Here is a 17,990-nt window from a genome sequence, read left to right on the forward strand (position 1 = left end):
AAAATTGGCGGTTTCTGATAAAACACTGTCGCTGTTTCTAGCAGAATGTCACATCCTGGTCAAAGGGGGAAAAATAATAGTTAAAGCGTTTTTAGAGTCTTATTTTTGAAGTTCACAATACACAGTTTATCATTATGTTAAGAATATTCAGACAGATCGCCCTGTGGGAAGCAATCTCCACCATTTGCTTGTTTTTTATTGCCATGCCGTTGAAATATTTCGCGGGAATCCCCGAAGCAGTCAAAATAGCCGGTTCCATTCATGGCTTCTTTGTCGTTATCTTCGTCGTTATGCTGATCATGTCAACTGTAGAATACAAGTGGCCTATATTAAAGGCGGTGAAATATTTCTTGGCTTCTTTAATCCCTATTTTTGGCTTTTGGGTGGAATTGGATCTTAAAAAAGAAATTGAAGGAAAGAGACAGAAATCATAGTTTGTTTAAAAAATACAAATGCATAAATTTTTACAAAGGGTTAGGTAGGGGGGAGATACCAAATTAATAAAGACAGGGGAGATGTTTAATCATCTCTACCTGTCTTCTCAATCCCCATATACGCATAGGTAATGCTATCTTTTCCATGAGGAGCTGGATTACCATCTTCATCCAAGTTTACAAAGACCAATTTATCGATCGATAGAATTGTTTTCCTGGATATTTTATTGCGTACCTCGCAGCGCATCGTTAAAGATGTTGTTCCAAAATTGATCGCTTCAATACCCAGTTCGAGAATATCGCCTTGCTTGGCTGAGCTTACAAAGTTTATTTCTGAAATAAATTTCGTAACCACTTTGGGATTTCCTAATTGAACGATAGCATAGATGACTGCTTCTTCATCAATCCATCGCAGTAGTGTTCCTCCAAATAATGTTCCATTGGGATTTAGGTCTTCGGGTTTGACCCATTTTCTTGTATAAAAATTCATCGTGTATAGGTATTTATGACAAAGGGGAAAAGTTTCCTTTTCCCCTTGAGTATTCGATATTTATCGCCTAAGCGTGTATTGCTCTGTTTGCTGTAGCTGCTAGCGCCGCCTCTTTGATTGCTTCAGTATAGGTTGGGTGTGCATGGCAAATACGTGCGATATCCTCTGCAGATGCACGGTATTCCATAGCTACGGTTGCCTCACCAATCATATCTGCTGCACGAGGACCAATCATATGTACACCTAATACTTCGTCAGTTGTCGCGTCTGCCAGTACTTTTACAAAACCATCCGTGTCACCAGATGCTTTTGCACGACCAGAAGCTTTGAAAGAGAATGATCCAGCTTTGTATTTCACACCTGCCTCTTTAAGTTGCTCTTCAGTCTTTCCAACAGAAGCAACTTCAGGCCAAGTATAAACAACACCTGGAATCAAATTATAATCAATATGTGGTTTTTGACCTGCAATATATTCTGCAACATATACACCTTCGTCCTCAGCTTTGTGTGCCAACATTGCTCCAGTGATCACATCACCAATTGCAAATACACCTTGTACAGCTGTTTCCAAATGGGCATTAACAGGGATTTTCTTGCCTCTTTCTTCTACTGTGATGCCGATATTTTCTAATCCTAAGCCTTCAGAATATGCGGTACGACCAACCGCTACGATACAATAATCGCCTTCTAAAGTGACTTCTTGTCCTTTCGGATCTTCAGCGGTTACTTTTACAACTTTACCTTTCGCGGAAGCTCCAGTTACTTTATGACCTAAATAGAACTCCATGCCCAATGATTTTTTCAAAACACGTTGTAGTTCTTTTCCTAAGCCACCATCCATTGTACCGATGATAGATTTTGCAAATTCAACAACAGAAACTTTTGAACCCAAACGGGCATAAACTGAACCTAGTTCCAAACCTATAACACCACCACCAATGACAATAAGGTGTTTTGGAATCTCTTTTAGGTTAAGTGCTTCGGTTGAGGTAATGATTCTTTTTTTATCAACAGGTAGGAAAGGCAATGAAGTCGGTTTCGATCCCGTTGCGATAATTACATTTTTACCAGTGATCTGCTCTGTAGAACCATCTGCTTTCGTTATTTTGATGGTGTTTTTGTCCACAAATGAACCCACACCCTGAAAACTGTCAATTTTATTCTTCTTAAATAAGAAGGTGATACCAGCAGTATTTTGGGCAATGACATCGTCTTTACGAGCAATCATCTTTGCCATGTCTACTTTCAGATCTTTCAAGCTGATGCCAAATGCATCAAAATTGTGCGCAGCATTGTGGTAATGCTCCGAAGAATCTAAAAGCGCTTTTGAAGGAATACATCCAACGTTAAGACAAGTACCACCAAATGTGCTATATTTTTCAATAACAGCTGTTTTTAATCCTAATTGGGCACAACGGATAGCTCCTACATATCCGCCTGGACCACTTCCGATTACAATTACGTCGTATTGCATTGATTACGTTTTATTTTTTTGTACCACAAATTTAATGATTATTAATGGGATAGGAAATCAAAACTTACGATTTGTGACCAAAGATCCTTACTTTACATTTTTTTGATAAAAGAATGGAAATTATGCACCTCGGGGAACAATGAATCGGTGTTAGTGGGGGTATAAAATTGAAAAAAGGATATTCATAGTTTGAATATCCTTTTTTACTTATTAGTTATTCTGCAACAATTTTTCCTTGCATGACACCATAGTGACCAGGGAAGCTACAAATAAACGTATAAACTCCTTTTTCAAGAGTAAAAGTGATTTTATCAGTTTCTCCAGGTCCCAATAATTTTGTGTGGGAAACAATTGAAGATAAAGCTGATTTTGGAATATATTCGTCTGCAGCAGCTGCAGCAGCCTCAGCACCAAAAGTTGGAAGGTCAACACCTGGTTTTAGGATAACTACGTTATGTCCCATGGACTCTTTTGGCATAGTACCGGCATTTTTGAAAGATAATTCTACTGGCTCACCCGCTTTTACACGGAATAAATCCTTATTATATTTCATTTGATCGTTACCTTCTAAAGATAAGCTGTTGGAAATAGCCACGTTTTCAATTCCAGGCACTGTTTCTGTTGCTTGGCTTTCTGTTGAAGTTGTCGCTTCTGTACTAGTTGATTTTTCAGACTTGTCACTGTTTCCACCACAAGATGCAATTGATAAAGCAACTGCAACTGCTGGTATCATAAAAAGTTTTTTCATTTGAATGATTGTTTGTTTATCTTTTATTTATTGTAGGCATTTCCGCAGCCTTTAGCGGTTTAGTGATGAAGTTATGACGAACGTAATTCCTTTCTGGATGCGCGTTCATGAGAAATAACATCAAAACATCTTGATTATGTTCTAAAATTAATGATTTCATTGATAAATTGAAACTATCATTTCAATTTTGACAATAAAGTATCAATTGTTTTATATAATTTGATAGGATCGAATGGCTTTCCAACAACTTCATTGGCTCCGGCATCGAGCGCTTCCTGTTGTTCGGCTTGGAGCACAGAGGCTGAAATGGAAATAATCGGCATGTTTGCGATTGTCGGATTCGTGTTTCGACGTATTTCCTTGATCGCTTCAAAACCACTCATGAGCGGCATATGGGCATCCATAAACACCAGGTCGATTTTTTTCTTATTGATTTCTTCTAGTGCGATGAGTCCATTCGTTGCCAAAGTAATTTCGCAATTCCAGCTCTTCAGGATATTTGCCAGCATAAAGCTGTTTAATTCATTGTCCTCAGCAATGAGAACCATCGGGAAGTTGAACTTCGGCAATTCCGTATAGAGTACCTGCGTTTCTTTTTCTACGGGTTTATCTTTGATTTTGTCGAAAGTACATTCAAAAGAGAAAATACTCCCTTTACCATATTCACTCGATGCAAAAACCCGACCGTTGAGCAGCGCAGCAATACGTTTTACAATTGCGAGGCCCAATCCTGTACCGCCAAATTTTTTGGTGATACTATCTTCTCCCTGTTCAAACGCAATAAATATTTTTTCCAGGGCGTCTTCCACAATGCCGATCCCTGTGTCTATAACCTGAAACCGTAAACAGATGCTATGGTTATCCTCTGTTAGAAGCTGAATTTTTAATACAACAGAACCTTCCAAGGTGAATTTGAAACTATTGGAGATAAAGTTGGTCAATATTTGTTTCAACCGTAGTGGATCTGTCAGAAAATAACTTGTGATCCGATCGTCTACATCAATTGAAAAATTCAACCCTTTGTAGTTGGCTTTATCAATAAAGAGATTGTTTAGATCATCTGTAATATCTTGCACTGATGTCGACTCCATATTAAGTTTCATCATGCCCGAGTCAACTTTTGAAAGATCCAATATGTCGTTGATAATGGTCAATAGATTTTGAGAGGCAGAGTCCAGTTTATTGATCCAGTTTTCTTGCTCTAAAGTGAGCTGGGAGTTTTTTAACATCTGTGTAATGCCCATGATACCATTAATAGGTGTACGAATCTCATGACTCATATTGGCTAAAAATGTTTCTTTCGACTTTCTGGCAAGATCTGCCTCTTCTTTAGCTTTGAGAATGGCCTGTTTTGATTCTTCTAAGGCAATGTTTTTCTCTTTAATTTCCTGCTGTATCAGTAATTGCTGAACAAAAGATTTTACTTTTGCGATGGTCGCTTCGGGGTTCAGCGGTTTATATAGATAATCCACAGCTCCGCTATTAAGTCCCTGAATGAGGTATTTGTCTTCTTTTGAAATCGCTGTTACCATAATCGGGATAATATGGTTTGTTTTCGGATTCTTCTTTAGGAAGGAAACAAATTCAAAACCATTGATTTCTGGCATCTGTACATCAACGAGCGCTAAGTCAATATCCTCTTTCCAGCAGATTTTTAAAGCTTCGTTGGGATCTGTGCTCGTCACTATATTTATATTTTCGATATCCTCCAGCAGTGCTGTAAGACTGATAATATTTTCAATTTTATCATCGACAATTAATATATTTATCTTCTTCATTATAGCAAATCTAAATACAATTTTAAGTCAATTGCTTGATGTAATCTTTTATTTCTTGAATGCTCAAAATGCGTTCCTGTGCATCGAGTTGAATAGCTGCTTCGGGCATGATGGGAACTTCAGCCGTCGCAGGGTCTTGTACAAAAGTCGTCCCGCCGTACCGTTTTATCATTAATAATCCCTGTGCACCATCCTGATTTGCTCCAGAGAATAAGATAGCGGTACAATTTTCTTTATATATTTCGGCTACAGATTCGAAAGTTACATCAATTGATGGTCTTGAGTATTGAACAGGTTCCGAGATATCCAAAGAAAAGCTATAGTCTGGTTCAACTAAAAGATGATAGCCAGCAGGGGCAAAATAAATGGTCCCATTTTCTATCGCTTCCTTATCATCTGCAGTTTTTATTTTTTGAACAAGCGCTTTGGAAAGCGTGTCCTCAATACTAGAAGCATATTTAGGGTTTCTGTGTACAATGACAATAACGGGTATGCGGATTGGTCGTTCCAATGACTTTAATAGATTTAGAATGACACTAAACCCACCGGCAGACCCCGCTAACAAAAGAATTTTCCTTTCCATCACCTACTAACCAATTTTTTGGTAAATATTCTGTTTTTTGTTTACGACCTTAAATTTAGCAGCGTCTTTATAGTTGATTAAAGATTCTTTCGCTCCCAAACATAAGAAGCCCAGATGGCATAGTGAATGATAGAATAAATCCAGGACTTGATTTTGCAGTTCAGTATCAAAATAGATCAATACATTACGGCAGGTAATCAGTTGAAATTCATTAAAAACGCCATCGGACACCAAGCTATGCATAGAGAAAAGGACATTTTTTTTCAGACTATTATTAATGGTAGCTGCGTTGTACATCGCTGTATAATAATCCGACAGTGAGTTTTTTGGTTCTGTTTTAATAAAATTTTCCGAGTATTCTTTAACTTTCGCGAGGGAATAGATGCCGCGTTTTGCCTTTTCTAACACTTTACCGTTAATGTCGGTACCATAAATAAATGCACGTTGGTAAAGATTTGCTTCTTCTAACAATATGGCCAGCGAATAAACTTCTTCGCCAGTAGAACAACCGGCACTCCACAGTTTTATATGTGGATAAGTTGCGAGATAGGGAAATACATCCGTTTTTACAGCTTTATAAAAATCAGGATCCCTAAACATTTCAGTTACATTCACTGTAATTTCCTGTAGGAAATAGGTGCTGAATCCGGGCTGATTAATCAAATTGGACTTTAGCTCCTGTAGATTGAGCTTGTTAAGTTCCATTATTCTAGTCACACGTCTTTTTAAGGAAGCTCTTGTATAACCGGATACATCATAGCCGTGGAGATTTTTGACTATATCAATAACTTCTTCCAACTCTTCAAAACTTATCATTGCTACTATTTTATCGGTTAACTCAGCCATACGCGCATCAGAGATATTAATTTGTCAACATCAACCGGTTTACTAATATAATCGTTTGCTCCAACAGCAATTGTTTTTTCTCTATCACCTTTCATTGCTTTCGCTGTCACAGCAATAATAGGAAGGTTTGCAAATTTCTTGTTTGCCCTTATTTTTTCAATAGCCTCATAACCATCCATGACGGGCATCATGATATCCATTAAAACAAGGTCAATCTGTTTATTTCGTTCAAGAATATCTAGAGCTTCCTGGCCATTGTTGGCAATTTCAATGTTCATATCATAGCTTTCAAATGCGGTACTAAGGGCAAAAATATTCCGCATATCGTCATCTGCGAGTAATACTGTTTTTGAAGCTAAATTGTTCTCAGCAATTACAGAGGATCCTGAGTGATTGAACATCGTGTATTCGTGCTTATTGCTGCGAATTTTATTTAAGAATAAATTAACTTCATCAATCAGACGATTATTTGATTTAGCAGATTTAAGGACCATCGCCTGGCTGTGATGCAAAATTTCGGAAGTCTGCTCTGTAGTGAGTTCCATTGCCGTATTGATGATAATGGGTAAATCCTTAAATTGAGTGTTTGATTTGATTTCATTCAGGAGTTCAATGCCTGATTTGTCAGGGAGATTCAGGTCCATAATGATGCAGTCAAACAATTTCTCTTGATCTAATAAATCGAGCGCCTGTCTCGCATTGAAAGCCTGAAATATCTGAATATGCTGTTCTTCTAAAGATTGTTTGATAAAATCGCTTTGGATTTCCTGATCTTCCACCAGCAGAATTTTTTTCAATGGATGACTAGTCGATGCTTTTATTTTTAAGAATGTTTCAGCCAAAGATTCTTCTGACACGGGTTTAGCCATAAATCCGATGGCTCCGGCAGAAATAGGTTCATCATGTAAAAATGTTCCTGCCGACATCATGTGTACGGGAATCTCCTTGGTGCTGTCAATTTTTTTGAGGTTACGAAGAACTTCCCAACCATCCATTTTAGGCAACATAATATCTAAGATAATTGCGGCAGGTCGTAAATTTTGTGCTTTTTGTAAACCATCTTGCCCATCATAGCTGATGTAAACATCGTAGCCGTTTTGTTCGGCGTAGTCTTTTAGAATATCTGCAAAAATAAAATCATCCTCAATAATCAGAAGTTTATTGTGTTTTCCATCGTTGTCGATCGACTTCGTTTTTTCGACTATAGGATTTTCCTTCGGAATTTGCGTTGGTGGATTACTTTCTTTTTCGACAGATGTTACTTTCGGGACTGAAATTTGAATCTCCTGTTCTAGCGGGATACTGAAGGTGAAAATACTACCTTCACCAACCTTACTGGATAAGGTTATTTTCCCTTTTAATAAGCTAGCAATTTCGCGGCATATCGATAAGCCTAAACCAGTGCCACCATATTTACGACTCGTTGAGCCATCTTCCTGTTTAAAAGCATCAAAAATTAGCTCTTGTTTTTCTGGAGCAATGCCAATACCGTTATCTTTTACCGTAAAAAGAAGATTTTCAGCTTCAGCTTCTATCGCTAAAGAGACTTCGCCCTTTTCACCTGTAAACTTGAAGGCATTCGATAATAAATTCTTGAGGACTTGTTGTATACGATGTTCATCACCGATGAATTCCTGCGGTGCATTTACATTGACATCGAGTAGGAAGTCAATATTTTTCGACGCTGCGGTATCATTGAAAAAATCTTTAATATAATTGACAAGATAGTTTGTGTTGATACGTTCTTTTTGGACTTCAACTTTACCGGATTCAATTTTTGCCAGATCCAACAATTCGTTAATTAAATGAAGGAGATCTGAGCCGGCACTGTGAATGACAGAAGCATATTTTATTTGATCCTCACTGAGGTTTTTCTTTTTGTTATCCTGAAGTAATTTGGCAAGAATGAGAATACTATTAAGTGGTGTCCGCAGTTCATGGCTCATATTGGCCATAAATTCAGATTTATATTTGCTGGACAGCTCTACTTCCTCTATTTTTTGGGCTATGGCCTGGCGGGCTTTTTCTAGATCTTCATTTTGTGCAAAGAGCAATTTAGCCTTCTCGTCCAGCTCGTTATTGGTTTGGATAAGTTCTTCCTGCTGTACTCTAAGCTCTTCCTCAGAAGCCTCCAACAAATGGGTCTTGTGGATTAACTCCTCATTGGTTGTTCTCAATTCCTCCTGTTGCGTCTCTAATTCCTCGGTTTGTTGTTGAAGTTCCTCATAAAGATCGGCAAGCTTTCCATGAGTTTGGGCTACTTTGATAATAACGGCAATGTTATCTTTTGCTTTATCCAGGAAGTTAAATCGTAGTTGCTCGTCTTTCTCATTGACAATGGGGCAACAGATTTCCATGACACCGACACAATGGCTTTCATAAGAGAAGGGAACAATATAAATCTCAGCGTCTAAGTGATCGGATAACGAGGTTTCTAAGATAAGATGCTTGTGGTCAATATCTTTTATTTTAACGACTTCATGATTGTTTGCAACTTCGCCCAAAATGCCATCGTTTTCCTTAAACGTTCGTTTGATATACTGTGTGGAGGAAATACCAATTTTGTGGCAAAGCTGATACTCCTGATAGTTATCATCGAAAATGTAAATCGTCCCACCTAATGCTTTTGTCGTGGAAGCAATAGCATGTAGGCTTATTTCGGCAATTTTCTTGTCTGTATAGTCACCGCGTAATTGTTCGTCGATGCCATTAATCGCATTCAAAATCCAGTTATCACTGTTGGTCTGTTCTTGCAATAGTTGGAGACTTTTATTGGATTCTTGTTGACTTTTCACTGTAGACCTCAGAAATCTAGAGATCGAGGAAATTTTAGCGAGAATATAGAAGAACCCACTTAAGCCAATGGCGATGAAAAGGTAAGTAATGTACTGGGCCAGTTGCAGTTCATTTCTAGATTTTTCTAAGAGTCTTGCCCGTTGGTCTAATAGATCTCTCGACATGAGATCGATCTGATTTAATATCGAGGCCTTTCGTTCGTGAATATTATGGGATATGGATTGAGTTTCCTTTGTGTGATCGATATCCTGCTCAAAGTCGTAAAATGCAACGATATCTTTGCGGATGTTTTCAGTGCTGTTTGGCTGAACATGATAGAAATCATCTTTCAAACTTAAAGACCGCAACAGTTCGTCCATTTTTTTAAATTCCATTTTATAAGGAATAAATAGTGAAGCGTCTTTCTTATTCAGGTAATCAAGTTTGATGTCATTTACTTCGTCTACACTTGATTTGATTTCATTAATAATATTGAATCTATTTTCGGCAACACGAACAATACTTCGCTCGTTATTTAAATTATGATGCAGCGATATGAAAAAATATAGGGCTGAAAGGAAGATAAGCGAAAAAGAAATTATCACTCCTATGGTAATTTGCTTTCTATAATTTTTTCGATTCATGTTAGAATGAGTTTATCGTTTACTTTTCTGTAGGTATTGTGTTTCGATGGTACCTGGGGAAAAAGATATATGTAAAATAACAAAAAAACTTGCTATTCCTAAAATAATCAAAAGTCAGCATAGAAGCAAACCTATAAACAGTCAAGGGGCATTCCAAAATAATCGATTACCGCGCAATAGCGATTTTTTGTTACGTAAGCGTAGCTCATACCATTTTTTGTCTTTTAATTCTGAGTTGCAGCAAGTAGGGATCAAGCAGTGATCAAATTAGGTCTTTTAACAGTACTTGTTCAGTGTTTGTTCAGTGCTCGTTCAGTGATTGTTCAGTGATCACTCAGTGTAGACTGAATAAGCAGTGACTGATCACTGTCTAAAAATTGATTGAAAATTGTTCTTAGCTATATGTTGGTAGGGAGATAGTTCAGTCAAGTTTATTAAATAGAAGAAGAAAAAATGCTTATAAAAACAAAACCCTGATGATGGGCACCAGGGTTCGTTACTAACCAATTATAAACCTAAATTATGAAAAGACTCTTTAAGGGCTTCTAAACTAAATTAGTTGCCGTGTTGTGCCATGAAAACTAAAAATGATTGTTTTTTTTAATCTTATGCAAGCTTCAAGTAAATAACTCTTCTGATTGCTTGCTGTTAGTGTTTCATAGCGAGATAACCTTTAATTATCTTCTACAAAGATACGGTAAATATACAGTAGCATCCAAATATTTTTGAGAATAAGTTGCTAATACAACTATGTTGTGACACACAAATGATATTTTGGCTTAACTGAATAATTATCTGACAGTCCTGTCAATTAGATCAGTATCGCTACGCGAATTATTACTCGAAATGCCTTACTTTTACAAAAATAAATTTTTATGGTATTGACCGAATTTAAATCGATAAGAGCATTTGTATTGGATGTAGATGGTGTATTGACTGATGGTACTGTACAAGTTAATGAAGAAGGGCATCAGTTACGTACATTTAATATAAAAGATGGCTATGCTATGCAGTTGGCGATCAAGAAAGGCTATCCTATTTTTATTATCACAGGTGGAGGTTCGAAGGGGGTCGAGCAGCGGATGAAAGGTTTGGGAATCAAAGAAGTGTATTCAAAAGTTAGTGACAAACTGTCTAAAATGAAAGAACTTGCTTATGATTACAAGCTTGAATTAAATCAGCTGATGTACATCGGTGACGATATCCCTGATTTTAGCTGCATGAAGTCTGTTGGCGTAGCTGTTTCTCCGGCAGATGCAGTAGAAGAGATCAAGAAAATTTCACATTATGTGTCTGGTTTTTGTGGCGGAAAGGGAGTTGTGCGTGAATTGATCGAAAAGGTCATGAAAGTACAAGGCAAATGGTATGAGGATGAAACAGTAAAAAGTATATAAGGATGTTGAAAAATCTAAAAAATAGAACAATTATATTAGGGTCTCAATCTCCACGGAGAAAACAGCTGTTAGCAGGGCTTGGGCTGACATTTGAAGTCGACGTTCGGGAAACGGCAGAATACGTGGATCCGAATTTATCCGCTGCAGAGGTCGTTCGCCAAATCGCTATTTGTAAAGCGGAGGCATTTGGGGATAAAGACGATTGTTTGGTTATCTGTGCCGATACTATTGTCGTATCGGATAAGGGCGAAATATTAGGTAAACCCAAAGATGAACAGGAAGCCAGAGCAACACTAACAAACTTGTCTGGTAAGAAACATTTGGTGTTGACTGCCGTAGCGATCTCATGGGAGGGTAAGATTAGCACTTTCGTCGAAACGACAACTGTTTATTTTTACGAATTAGATGCGGATGAAATCGATCATTATGTTACTAAATTTTCACCATTAGATAAAGCGGGTTCTTATGGAATACAGGAATGGATCGGCTTAATCGCCGTAAAAAAAATAGAGGGAGAATATAATAATGTGGTCGGATTGCCAACGGCAAAGCTTTATCAAGAATTGAAAAAGTTAATGTAAAAAAAGCGGCAAAAGCCGCTTTTTTATTATTCATTGATTTTTTAGCTTAGCTATTATTTGATGAAATAACGAACCCCAGTGTAGAACATGCGTCCTGTTAATGGTCCCCAAAGCATTGAAGTGTCAAAATAGTTTCCAAAGGGTTGATCCGCTGCAAGTATTGGCATATTTTGGAAATAATTAGACAGATTTTCTCCGCCCACATATACAGTGAAGTTTTTCTCTTTCCCAAAAGTTTTGCTAATCTGCGCATTCATGGTCGCATAAGCTTTTGATGCTGTAGGCATTTGATATTCAACGGGGTTCTCTGCTGTTGACGGAATGCGTTTTTGTCCAACAACATTCAACGTATAGTCTACACTCCAGCCAGAATGGTGATTATAAGCTAGGTTTACAAAACCACGGTGTTTGGCCAATAGCGGTTTGGTCTTTCTGCCACTTTGAAAATCAGTTTGGACATCAAGTAAGCGATAGGCCAATCTCGTTTCAAAATGTGGTGCTGGCATAAAGCGAAATTCTGTTTGCAAGCTATTGGAGAAAGACTTCCCATTCAAATTGTAAAAATTGATCTCTCGGGGATTTTCGTAATCGACCACGACCTGATTAGAGAAGCTGTTGTGGAAAAATTCAACGGATGCCGAAGCCTCACGTCCAAAGATCCGCATACTTTGGTCTATCGCTATTCCGCTATTCCAGGAGACTTCAGGTTGTAGGCCATAAGCTTTATCGTATATATTAGGCGATTGAATAACCAATTTTCTACTACTTGCCAAGACGGCCGTATTTTCTGCAAATATATTTGCTGTACGTTGACCTCTTCCTGAGCTAGCTCGAACCGTTGTTCCCGAAATCGGTGCATAACGTAAATGGATGCGTGGTGTTGTAAACCAACCGTACAGGGAATTATAGTCTTGGCGGAGGCCGATAATGGCATCAAATTTTTCTGATGGACTATAGGTATATTCTGCAAATGCTCCCGAAACCACTTCTTTCCTTTTGAAGTTTTGATCTTTTAAATACCACTCATTGTAATTGTCATAATTAATCGAGGCACCAACGCGATACTTGTGAGCGACAGTGCCGATAATATCTTGAAATAAGAGGTTAGCATATCCATTTTGTTGGTCTGAATTGTAGTTATTGAGCCCAAAATAGCTTTTTTGATTGTAATTCGACCCTGCAAGCTGGAGACCTATGCTGCGGTGCTTATTTTCGGGGAACACATAACCAATTTTAGCGAAACCTTCTACACGTTCAATATCAAACCCTAAACCATAGCGATTCGTTGTACCCTTATCTGTCTTTTCGTTAAAATCAATCTGCCCGCCTGTACGGTCGTCATTGAGATATTTTACCCCAAATTGTACCATAAGTCCTTTCCCATTTTCATAGAACCAACGGTTGACCCCAGAGAATAGATTGCCAACGGGTATATCTCTAAATCCGTTGTGGCTAAAGTTCATGGATTTATTGTACATGAAATTGTCGTGCAACAGAACTGCGGTGGACCAATGCTGACCAATTTTTTGTGAAAGATTTAAGTTGACATCTGTGCGTCCCATGTTGTTAGCATAGGCATTAAAAAACAATCTTTCTGAATTTTGGGGTTTTTTCAATTCGACGTTTATCTGTCCGGCCATGTTTTCGAAACCGTTGGCTACGGAACCGATACCTTTCGCGATTTGAATTGATTCAATCCATGTTCCTGCAATAGAATTTAAACCTAAAGGAGAAGCGAGCCCACGAGGTCCGGGTAAATTTTCAACGGTTAATTGGGTATAAATACCACTAAGGCCCAGCATTTGAATCTGTTTGCTGCCTGTTACAGCATCAGCACTGACGACATCGACGGAGGCATTGGTTTCAAAGCTCTCGCTTAAGTCACAGCACGCCGCTTTGAATAACTCCTTTCCTGTAAGAACTTCCAGTCGTGCAGGTGTCATACGGTCGATGTAATTTGAGCGTCGTGTTCCTTTTACCTCGACTTCCATCAACACATTTCCTTTTGCTGTAATCATGATGACTTCATGAAGATCTTTGATGGTGATGGTGTCAGGTTTCATCCCAACATAACTTACAACCAATTTGTTGAATCCTTCTTTATGGTCCAATTTAAAAACACCATTTTCGTTTGTCCTTGTGTTTTTGGTTGGAAGGTTGGCCCAGTGTAAATTGGCACCAATAATGGGTTTAAGATCCCCCTTTTCATTTTCTTCAACGACAACACCGGTAACTGTATGTGGATGGTCATGGTTATCGGTTGTTACAGTTTTCTTTTCGGGTATTTTGCCATTTTCCAATCGCGGATACATACAACATTCATGGAGTTTAGCGTAGGATTCATCAGTGGCAACCAAGTTGTCTACATCATGACCAACTTGAGCAATATTTTTCTTGATTGTCTCCAGTTGAACTTTTTGGGGGTTATATTTGATTTGCAATAAGTTGTCTCCTGCATTCCAAACGGCCGTTTCTACGCCATGCATTTTTGCGGCAGTTTCAATACGTTTTTTACACATGGCACAGTTCCCAGCCACTGTAAGAGTCCTCGTACTGTCGGTCTGTGCCTGTACAAATGCCAGAAAAAATAAGGATAGAATGGTTGTCGTATATATTTTTTTGAAAATTTGATTCATCATTTTAATTAAGAGTATTCGCTTCAACTAGCATTTAATTTTTACCTTCATGATACCACGCAACCACATTCAAGGGGTACGGATTTATTTTTTCAGTTCTACTATTTTTGCTGAATGATTTAAAATCCACTGTTTTTTGTTCCGTGACAAGCTACGGAAAGATCAATGTTGGGAATGACAGTCTGCCGTTCTCACGAAATATAAAAACTATACTGGACTTCGGTCAATTCAAGAAAATGAACTGCGTTCGGTGAAAAGAGGTGATATTAAATTCTAAAATTTTGATTGAGAATAAAAACAGGTGGGTTCTGTCTATTATCGCTCGCAAAATCGGTATACTTTAATTTAGAAAAATCGTCCTCCTCCCCAGAGAAATGATAATAATTAAGTATCCAATGAAGCGTAACTATTGCGGGAGAAAAAGTGTTAAAATCAAGATTTTGTGTTACTCGGCTGAAGTGATCGACCTTTTGTGCTTCGATCTTAACATCTTTACAGCTTCCTGTTTCATGACAGTGGTTCTGCTGTTTTTTTGCAGACTTGGCACAAAGAGGGCAGGCCATAGTATGGCTTTCCGATAACGATACACTTTTTGTTTCCCCTTGGCAAAAATGAAGATGCAGTGAGGCACCACTTGCTGCGAGCAAATAGAAAAATAAGCCGATAAATAGTGCAATTTTCTTCATCGAAGCAAAAATAAAGAAAATATGTAATTTTTTTTTGTAATATTTTGGATAAATGTTATAACTTGTAGTAACAAATGAAAAACCAAAAATTACCAGAGTTATGTATTTATTATTTATCAATCCGGTCAGCTCGTATTTGTTAGCTATCTTTTTGATTGTTGGGGCAATTCTATTGTACAAGGGATTCTATCATCTGGTTCGTCGTATACAGGAATAGTACAGTGTGTTCGATCTTTTTTCGGAACACTTTATCGGATAACAGCGTATGTAATTTAATTCCTGAAATTTACCTATTCCAGGAAGATGTTATAAGAATGGGAACATTTTTTAAATGCTCCCTTTCGTTTTGTTTATCGGCTTAATAGAGGATCACTTTTTCCCGCATTTCCAATCTCTACACGACCCGCATATTGTTCCTCAAAGTTTAGAAAACCGGCGCAGGTGAGGCGGAAATCATACCAAAAGTTTTGCTTAGCCAAATCAAAATGTATCCTAATGGATTGCCCACCTTTAAGTTGCAGACTCCTTTTTTCTTTTCCATAGCTGATATCCTCGAAAACAAGTTGCTGGGTTGTTTTCCCCTTGTTTGTACATGAAAAAGACAAACGCCCAGTAAACGCGGATTCATTTTTACTTTTTTCATAGGTACAGCGGACCTTTAACTCTGGGTTGTTTGTGTCACCTTTAAACGCTCGATAAAATCCATTTGGGCCATAGATTTCGAGGTGGTACATTTTTTTATCGAAGGAGTCTAGCGACCATTGGTCCGTTACACGATCTCCAGGAGAAACAGCATAATTTCTTGAGGTTCCAACTTCTCCTTTGTAGCTAGCAGCATGGTAGACGGTAAAAGGTGAGCCCGCAGCATGTTTGCCAAAAATTTTATTTGAAGCTTCAAATGTGACCAAGTAATCCCCTTTGGATTGGTATTCGCCATGCACATAAAGTTCATAGGGAAGGATACATGAATCCCGGAGCCCTTTTTCTTGTTTTGGGAAGTAGGGAGAACTGCTGGGGTCTTGCTCTATTTGTTTGATCTCCATTGCGCTGAGCGCTTTGAAGCCCATGGGAAGGCCTTTGAACTTGGCTTGGTGAATCTCTTGGATAAAAGGTTCCCGTTCTAGTACAATCGGTTTGTTAATGTTTTCGCCATGATAGGGCCTAAATGCCGAAGTTAAATCTCCACATACTGTACGCCGCCAACTGCTGATGTTGGTTTCTTTTATATCTTTCTTGATTTTGTGGTTAATAAACTTCTCTAGGAATTGTAAACTGGAGGTATGGTCAAACACTTGCGAATTGACCCAACCACCTCTGGTCCATGGAGAAGCAATGATCATCGGTACACGATAGCCAAGACCGATATTGCTTTCTCTTCCGCTTTCAGGATAATATTGCTCATCGCGGCGTACATATTCTAACCCAGGGTTGATTCCCGCTGATACTTTTCCGCTTTCTGTATCATCCGGATTTGGAGCTGTAAAGGGGGCAAAGTGGTCAAAATACCCGTCGTTCTCGTCATATGTAAGTATAAAGATTGTTTTTTTCCAAACTTCTGGATTTTGGGTAAGAATGTCCATGATTTCGCTAACATACCATGCGCCAAACCAAGGAGAATCAGGATGGTCAGAAAAAAGCTGCGGTGGAGCCAGCCATGATACGGTTGGAAGTTTACCTTCCTCGACATCTTTTCGGAATTGATACAGAACATCCCCTTTAGGGATCTGTAACTCGCGCTGTTGTCCCCCTTCTTGATAATGCATTGTTTCCAATTCCATATAATCGGGCTGTGCACTGTTGTTAACAAAAGCACGGCGATGAATATCTTTTGTCCGCTCATCGAACTTTTCAAAGTTCTCGGCAGTATATAGCTGTAATTCTTCTAGCGTATGTTTGAGATTTTTCTTTAAATTTTCAAGCGCTTCGCCAGCTGTTGTTTCGCTAATTTTGCGTTCGAGATCTTCTTGTTTTAATGTCAGGAGCTGACGATAGCGCGGATGATATTTGACTTGATATTGGGGGAAGTATTCCATCGGATTACAACCAAAATTGGCGAGCCAGCTATTTGCTTCGCCACTATAACCAGCGCTGCTCGAAGAAATTTCATTTTGATAGATTTTCCAGTCTACGCCTAATTCCGAAAGGCGTTCGGGGAAAGTTGTCCATGTTGCTTTCCCGCTAAACTCGGAGTCTCCATTCCAAACCAAGGCTTTTCCTGTAAGATTTTCCCGGATATTGGCTGTCCAGAAATAAAGCCTATTCGGATTCGTGCCGGTGATGCTCGAACAAAAGTGTTGGTCGCAGATTGTGAAAGAGTCCGCGAGAGAATAGTAAAATGGAATATCTTCGCGACTATAATGTCCCATAGTCAACGGTAGATTCGAAAATTCTTTAAATCCGGAATGTTTTACATCCAACCATTTGTTCATCTTGCCTTTATTGCGAGCATCTGTTTGGTCGGTCCAGTTGTGCGGGAGACAACCCATCCAGGTGACTTTTGAATCTTTGATATCCAATCGGAAAGGAGCAAATGTTTCGCCGGATTTTTGCGTCTGAAACCAAACTTTATTCCGATTGGGTTGACGGATAGCTCTAGGATCATTGAAGCCTCTTACACCACGCAGTGTTCCAAAGGCATGATCAAATGAACGGTTTTCCTGCATTAATAAAACAACGTGCTCGGCATCATAAAATGTGCTGCCCAATGCTGGATTTATAGCCATCGCTTTCGCAATAGCGGATGGAATAACATGGGAGATAGAAGCTCCCCCAGCAAGCATAGCCGCTTTCTTTAAAAAATCTCTTCGCGTATCCATGGTTATAACAGTATTGATTTGATTGGCTGCCTATTGCTTGGTTGATCAAGGCAACAAAGTTATTCTCTTCGAAAAATCACATTTTCGAAAACTGCCTTAAAAATA

At 38.5% G+C, this 17,990-nt stretch carries 13 protein-coding genes; 3 read left to right on the forward strand and 10 right to left on the reverse strand.

Annotation, left to right across the window (positions count from 1 at the left end):
- Positions 1 to 134: 134 nt before the first annotated feature.
- A complete protein-coding gene (locus B4N43_RS17815) occupies positions 135 to 434 on the forward strand; it encodes a DUF3817 domain-containing protein (RefSeq protein ID WP_046674086.1) in 300 nt (99 codons plus the stop codon).
- A gap of 85 nt (positions 435 to 519) precedes the next feature.
- On the opposite strand, the gene B4N43_RS17820 is transcribed toward B4N43_RS17815, so the two are convergent.
- The 7 genes from B4N43_RS17820 to B4N43_RS17850 form a co-directional block, all read right to left on the reverse strand.
- Positions 520 to 924 (reverse strand): acyl-CoA thioesterase, encoded by a 405-nt coding sequence (locus B4N43_RS17820; RefSeq protein ID WP_075991086.1) that lies wholly within the window; start codon positions 922 to 924, stop codon positions 520 to 522.
- A gap of 67 nt (positions 925 to 991) precedes the next feature.
- A complete protein-coding gene (gene lpdA, locus B4N43_RS17825) occupies positions 992 to 2,398 on the reverse strand; it encodes a dihydrolipoyl dehydrogenase (RefSeq protein ID WP_075991087.1) in 1,407 nt (468 codons plus the stop codon).
- 214 nt (positions 2,399 to 2,612) lie between these two features.
- On the reverse strand, positions 2,613 to 3,146 hold the full coding sequence (locus B4N43_RS17830) for a plastocyanin/azurin family copper-binding protein (RefSeq protein ID WP_075991088.1): 534 nt from the start codon (positions 3,144 to 3,146) through the stop codon (positions 2,613 to 2,615).
- A gap of 176 nt (positions 3,147 to 3,322) precedes the next feature.
- Complete coding sequence (locus B4N43_RS17835; protein WP_075991089.1) at positions 3,323 to 4,924, reverse strand: response regulator; 1,602 nt, start codon at positions 4,922 to 4,924, stop codon at positions 3,323 to 3,325.
- Between the two features lie 22 nt (positions 4,925 to 4,946).
- Entirely contained in the window at positions 4,947 to 5,507 is a 561-nt protein-coding gene (locus tag B4N43_RS17840) for a chemotaxis protein CheB (protein WP_075991090.1), read from the reverse strand.
- 6 nt (positions 5,508 to 5,513) lie between these two features.
- Positions 5,514 to 6,353 (reverse strand): CheR family methyltransferase, encoded by an 840-nt coding sequence (locus tag B4N43_RS17845; protein ID WP_248933028.1) that lies wholly within the window; start codon positions 6,351 to 6,353, stop codon positions 5,514 to 5,516.
- Positions 6,341 to 9,772: a hybrid sensor histidine kinase/response regulator gene (locus tag B4N43_RS17850; protein ID WP_075991091.1), complete on the reverse strand. Its 3,432-nt coding sequence runs from the start codon at positions 9,770 to 9,772 to the stop codon at positions 6,341 to 6,343. The genes B4N43_RS17845 and B4N43_RS17850 overlap by 13 nt, the downstream gene beginning before the upstream one ends.
- Positions 9,773 to 10,647: 875 nt before the next feature.
- Between B4N43_RS17850 and B4N43_RS17855 the strand changes: the two genes are divergently transcribed.
- Entirely contained in the window at positions 10,648 to 11,166 is a 519-nt protein-coding gene (locus B4N43_RS17855) for a KdsC family phosphatase (protein ID WP_088160273.1), read from the forward strand.
- Between the two features lie 2 nt (positions 11,167 to 11,168).
- Positions 11,169 to 11,747 carry a Maf family protein gene (locus B4N43_RS17860; protein WP_153846011.1) on the forward strand — a complete coding sequence of 193 codons (579 nt, stop codon included), beginning with the start codon at positions 11,169 to 11,171 and terminating at the stop codon, positions 11,745 to 11,747.
- A gap of 53 nt (positions 11,748 to 11,800) precedes the next feature.
- On the opposite strand, the gene B4N43_RS17865 is transcribed toward B4N43_RS17860, so the two are convergent.
- From B4N43_RS17865 to B4N43_RS17875, 3 genes are all read right to left on the reverse strand, one after another.
- Positions 11,801 to 14,386 carry a TonB-dependent receptor domain-containing protein gene (locus B4N43_RS17865; protein WP_083663486.1) on the reverse strand — a complete coding sequence of 862 codons (2,586 nt, stop codon included), beginning with the start codon at positions 14,384 to 14,386 and terminating at the stop codon, positions 11,801 to 11,803.
- Between the two features lie 263 nt (positions 14,387 to 14,649).
- Positions 14,650 to 15,069, reverse strand: a complete 420-nt coding sequence (locus B4N43_RS17870) for an HYC_CC_PP family protein (protein ID WP_145327817.1) — start codon at positions 15,067 to 15,069, stop codon at positions 14,650 to 14,652.
- A 350-nt stretch (positions 15,070 to 15,419) separates the two neighbouring features.
- Positions 15,420 to 17,885 (reverse strand): phosphocholine-specific phospholipase C, encoded by a 2,466-nt coding sequence (locus B4N43_RS17875; RefSeq protein ID WP_286735802.1) that lies wholly within the window; start codon positions 17,883 to 17,885, stop codon positions 15,420 to 15,422.
- Between the last annotated feature and the right edge of the window lie 105 nt (positions 17,886 to 17,990).

The sequence above is a fragment of the Sphingobacterium sp. UBA1897 genome, from assembly GCF_002337775.1.
Classification (GTDB): Bacteria; Bacteroidota; Bacteroidia; order Sphingobacteriales; family Sphingobacteriaceae; genus Sphingobacterium; species Sphingobacterium siyangense.

Bases quoted from the DNA above. Each gene is read 5' to 3' on its own strand.
- B4N43_RS17815 (WP_046674086.1), top strand. From the start codon at position 135: ATGTTAAGAATATTCAGACAGATCGCCCTGTGGGAAGCAATCTCCACC.
- B4N43_RS17820 (WP_075991086.1), bottom strand. From the start codon at position 924: ATGAATTTTTATACAAGAAAATGGGTCAAACCCGAAGACCTAAATCCC.
- lpdA (WP_075991087.1), bottom strand. From the start codon at position 2,398: ATGCAATACGACGTAATTGTAATCGGAAGTGGTCCAGGCGGATATGTA.
- B4N43_RS17830 (WP_075991088.1), bottom strand. From the start codon at position 3,146: ATGAAAAAACTTTTTATGATACCAGCAGTTGCAGTTGCTTTATCAATT.
- B4N43_RS17835 (WP_075991089.1), bottom strand. From the start codon at position 4,924: ATGAAGAAGATAAATATATTAATTGTCGATGATAAAATTGAAAATATT.
- B4N43_RS17840 (WP_075991090.1), bottom strand. From the start codon at position 5,507: ATGGAAAGGAAAATTCTTTTGTTAGCGGGGTCTGCCGGTGGGTTTAGT.
- B4N43_RS17845 (WP_248933028.1), bottom strand. From the start codon at position 6,353: ATGGCTGAGTTAACCGATAAAATAGTAGCAATGATAAGTTTTGAAGAG.
- B4N43_RS17850 (WP_075991091.1), bottom strand. From the start codon at position 9,772: ATGAATCGAAAAAATTATAGAAAGCAAATTACCATAGGAGTGATAATT.
- B4N43_RS17855 (WP_088160273.1), top strand. From the start codon at position 10,648: ATGGTATTGACCGAATTTAAATCGATAAGAGCATTTGTATTGGATGTA.
- B4N43_RS17860 (WP_153846011.1), top strand. From the start codon at position 11,169: ATGTTGAAAAATCTAAAAAATAGAACAATTATATTAGGGTCTCAATCT.
- B4N43_RS17865 (WP_083663486.1), bottom strand. From the start codon at position 14,386: ATGATGAATCAAATTTTCAAAAAAATATATACGACAACCATTCTATCC.
- B4N43_RS17870 (WP_145327817.1), bottom strand. From the start codon at position 15,069: ATGAAGAAAATTGCACTATTTATCGGCTTATTTTTCTATTTGCTCGCA.
- B4N43_RS17875 (WP_286735802.1), bottom strand. From the start codon at position 17,885: ATGGATACGCGAAGAGATTTTTTAAAGAAAGCGGCTATGCTTGCTGGG.